Here is a 3,595-nt window from a genome sequence, read left to right as displayed (position 1 = left end):
CTCAACAGGAGTGCGCATGGATACCGCAAAAATCTTCTGGTCTGGACGATCACAAGCCGTACGCTTGCCGAAAGACTTCCGTTTCGAGGCAAGCGAGGTGCGCATTCGCCGCCATGGCAACGCCGTCATCCTGGAGCCTATTGTCAGCGATTGGGCGTGGCTGGATCCCATCGTCGGCCCGCTGGACGAAGACTTCGCGCAGGCGGCAAGCGAGCAGCCCGCGGAGCAGAGCCGGCCAGAACTGGATTTTTTTAAGTGAAATTCCTGCTCGACAGCAATGCCGTCATTGCACTCCTGAGAGGTCACGCAGGCTTTCTGAAACGATTGCGGCAACACCAGCCGCAAGATTTCGGCATCCCGGCCATTGTGGCGCACGAGCTATTCTATGGCGCGTTCAAAAGCCAACGCGCCACGGAAAACCTCGCTCGGGTCGAAGGGTTGCAATTCGAGGTGCTGGACTTCGACCGCGAAGATGCGCGCCACGCCGGTGAGTTGCGAGCGGCGCTCGCCACAGCCGGCACGCCAATTGGTCCTTACGATGTACTGATTGCGGGCCAGRCCCGCGCCCGCGCCCTGACACTTGTCACCCACAACACCCGCGAGTTTCAACGCGTAGCTGGCCTGCGCGTCGAGGACTGGGAGGGCTGATACCGAGAGAGAGCGCGCGCGCTGGCTCTCTCCCTCCTCGCGCGATACGCTCAGCCTGCCACGCGCGGCTTCACACGTCCTGCTGCATCCTTGGCGCGCACGCGGGCCGCTTCCACATCGGCGTCATACGCCAGCGCCACGCCCATGCGGCGCTTGGTGAAGCTCTCCGGCTTGCCGAACAGGCGCAGCTCGGTCTGCGGTACGCGCAGCGCCTCGTCCACGCCGTCGAACACCACGCCTTGCGCATCCACGCCACCATAGATCACCGCGCTGGCGCCCGGGCTTTTGAGCGCCGTGCTGACCGGCAGGCCGAGAATGGCGCGCGCGTGCAGCTCGAACTCGTTCTGCCACTGGGTGATCATGGTCACCATGCCGGTGTCGTGCGGACGCGGGCTGACCTCGCTGAACCAGACCTGCTCGCCCTTGACGAACAGCTCCACGCCGAACAGGCCCTGTCCGCCCAGGTTGGCGGTGACGGCCTGCGCAATCTGCTGGGATGTTTGCAGCGCGGCCGGATGCATCGGATGCGGCTGCCAGCTTTCCACGTAATCCCCGCTGACCTGCACGTGGCCGATCGGCTCGCAGAACTGCGTTTCCACCTGGCCGTCGGCGCCGATCGCGCGCACCGTCAGCAGCGTGATTTCGTAGTCGAAGTCGATGAAGCCTTCCACGATCACGCGGCCGTGGCTGACACGGCCGCCGGCCATGGCGTAGTCCCATGCGGCCTTGACGTCGGCGGGGCCGTCGATCTTGCTCTGGCCCTTGCCGGAGCTGCTCATTACCGGCTTGACCACGCACGGGTAGCCGATGCCGCCATCGATGGCCGCCTGCAGCTCTTGCAGCGAGTCGCAGAACTTGTAGGGGCTGGTGGGCACGCCGAGCGTCTCCGCGGCCAGGCGGCGGATGCCTTCGCGGTCCATGGTCAGGCGCGCCGCGCGCGCCGTGGGAATGACGCGCACCACGCCGGCGGCTTCCAGTGTCTCCAGCATCTGCGTGGCAATGGCCTCGATCTCCGGCACCACCAGGTCCGGCTTCTCGGCTTCGATCAGCGCCTTGAGCTGGTCCGGGTCGCTCATGGAAATGGTGCGCGCGTGGTGCGCCACCTGCTGGCCAGGCGCATCGGCATAGCGATCCACCGCAATCGTTTCAACGCCGAGCCGTTGCAGCGCGATCAGGACTTCCTTGCCGAGCTCGCCGGAGCCCAGCAGCATGACTTTGGTCGCGCCGGGCGAGAGAGGGGTGCCGATAGTGGTCATGTGGGACCCTTGGGATCAAGTAAAAGGAGCGATTGTACGTGGACCGAAAGAGCGCGCCCAGGCAGGCCGGCGATCCGGAGGGCTTTGGCGCCAGCAAGCCGATTGCCGACAATGCCAGCGAGGAAGGCCGCGGCAAGAACCGGAGGGTGGAACTGGTGCGCGTGGCCGCCTGAAGGACGACCTTGCCGAAATCCACGGAGCCAATACACTAGGTCAGTCGGCCTGCTCTCGGCAGGCCTCCCAAGGAATGACCATGAAGATTGATCTCACGGGCAAGATCGCCCTTGTTTCAGGATCCACCGCCGGCATCGGCTTCGCAACGGCCAAGGGGCTCGCCGGCGCGGGCRCCAGCGTCATCGTCAACGGGCGCAGCGAGGCCACGGTGGACAAGGCCCTGCAAGCGCTGCGCGCCGCTGTTGCCGGCGCTGACGTGACGGGTTTCGTCGGCGACCTTGCCGCCCCCGAGGTCTGCGCCCGCCTGGTAGCGATGCATCCCCGGGTGGATGTGCTGGTGAATAACCTTGGCATCTTCCAGCCGCAGGACTTCTTTGAGACCCCCGACAGCGAGTGGACCCGATTCTTCGAGACCAACGTCATGTCGGGCGTGCGGCTGTCGCGGGCCTATGCGCCGTCCATGGCCGAGCGTAAATGGGGACGGATCGTGTTCGTCTCGTCGGAATCGGCACTGAATATCCCCGCCGACATGATCCACTACGGCTTTTCCAAGACCGCGCAACTCGCGGTCTCGCGCGGGCTAGCCAAGCGGCTTGCCGGTACCGGCGTGACCGTCAATGCGGTGCTGCCAGGCCCCACGCTGTCGGAAGGCGTCACCGACATGCTCAAGGATGCCATTGCAGGCTCAGGGCAATCCGCCGAAGCCGTGGCAGCGGACTTCGTCAAGACACACCGTTCCACCTCGATCATCCAGCGTGCCGCCAGCGTCGAAGAAGTCGCCAACATGATCGTCTATGCCTGCTCCCCGCAAGCTTCGGCCACCACCGGCGCCGCGTTGCGCGTGGATGGCGGGGTCGTGGATACGATCGCCTGAGTCCTGCGCGCAGCCTTACTTGCGCGGCCATGCGGCCGCGCCTGCTGGCCGTTCCCGACGCTTGCGCTTCGCGCTGAATCTGTATAGGCTGAACTACGATTCAATCTATCTTAGTTAAGCTATGTCCCACATCAGCACGGGCGTCGAATACGGACTGCACTGCCTCCTGTTCCTCGCCGACCCGACGGCAAGCGTCAAGGAAGCCAGCGTGCGCGACCTGGCCGAGCTGCAAGGCGTCCCTGCCGAATACCTCGCAAAATTGTTCACCAAGCTGGCCAAGGCCAACCTGGTCGTGGCCACCGAAGGCATTCGCGGCGGCTTCACGCTGGCGCGGCCGGCGGCAAAGATCACGGTCATGGATGTCGTGCAAGCTATCGACGGCGACAAGGCGCTGTTCGACTGCCGCGATATCCGCGAGCGCTGCGCGCTGTTCGATGCATCGCCGCCCGCCTGGGCCACCCGTGGCACCTGCTCCATCGATGCCGTCATGCAGGCGGCACAAAAGGCGATGCGGCAGGAACTGGCCAAGCACACGCTTGCCGATCTCGCCGAGCGGACCCTCGTCAAGGCGCCAGCCAACTTCGGCCCGCACGTAGTGCGATGGCTTGCCGACCGCGCCACCCACCGGCGTGGCGAGCGCGAT

The 3,595-nt window shown here is 65.2% G+C and carries 6 protein-coding genes; 5 read left to right on the top strand and 1 reads right to left on the bottom strand.

Annotated elements, in window-relative coordinates; genetic code table 11:
- Positions 1–259 (top strand): antitoxin (locus AC1DS3_RS36645; RefSeq protein WP_477129134.1); only part of this gene is annotated, 259 nt, incomplete at its 5' end.
- On the top strand, positions 256–648 hold the full coding sequence (locus AC1DS3_RS36640) for a PIN domain-containing protein (RefSeq protein WP_477129133.1): 393 nt from the start codon (positions 256–258) through the stop codon (positions 646–648). The genes AC1DS3_RS36645 and AC1DS3_RS36640, both read left to right, overlap by 4 nt.
- 50 nt (positions 649–698) lie before the next feature.
- Here AC1DS3_RS36640 and purT read toward each other — a convergent pair whose 3' ends face one another.
- Entirely contained in the window at positions 699–1,904 is a 1,206-nt protein-coding gene (purT, locus tag AC1DS3_RS36635; RefSeq protein WP_441640404.1) for a formate-dependent phosphoribosylglycinamide formyltransferase, read from the bottom strand.
- Positions 1,905–1,942: 38 nt separating this feature from the next.
- Here purT and AC1DS3_RS36630 point away from each other — a divergent pair, with 38 nt between their 5' ends.
- The 3 genes from AC1DS3_RS36630 to AC1DS3_RS36620 form a co-directional block, all read left to right on the top strand.
- Positions 1,943–2,077, top strand: a complete 135-nt coding sequence (locus AC1DS3_RS36630) for an OmpA family protein (RefSeq protein ID WP_441640403.1) — start codon at positions 1,943–1,945, stop codon at positions 2,075–2,077.
- Between the two features lie 80 nt (positions 2,078–2,157).
- Positions 2,158–2,952 carry an SDR family NAD(P)-dependent oxidoreductase gene (locus AC1DS3_RS36625; RefSeq protein WP_477129132.1) on the top strand — a complete coding sequence of 265 codons (795 nt, stop codon included), beginning with the start codon at positions 2,158–2,160 and terminating at the stop codon, positions 2,950–2,952.
- 121 nt (positions 2,953–3,073) lie between these two features.
- On the top strand, positions 3,074–3,595 hold a 522-nt coding region (locus AC1DS3_RS36620; protein WP_477129131.1), incomplete at its 3' end, for an RrF2 family transcriptional regulator.

This window comes from Cupriavidus sp. 01L46, from assembly GCF_056399905.1.
Note: the sequence above shows the minus strand (reverse complement) of the source record. Positions and strands in the feature narration are given on the sequence as shown.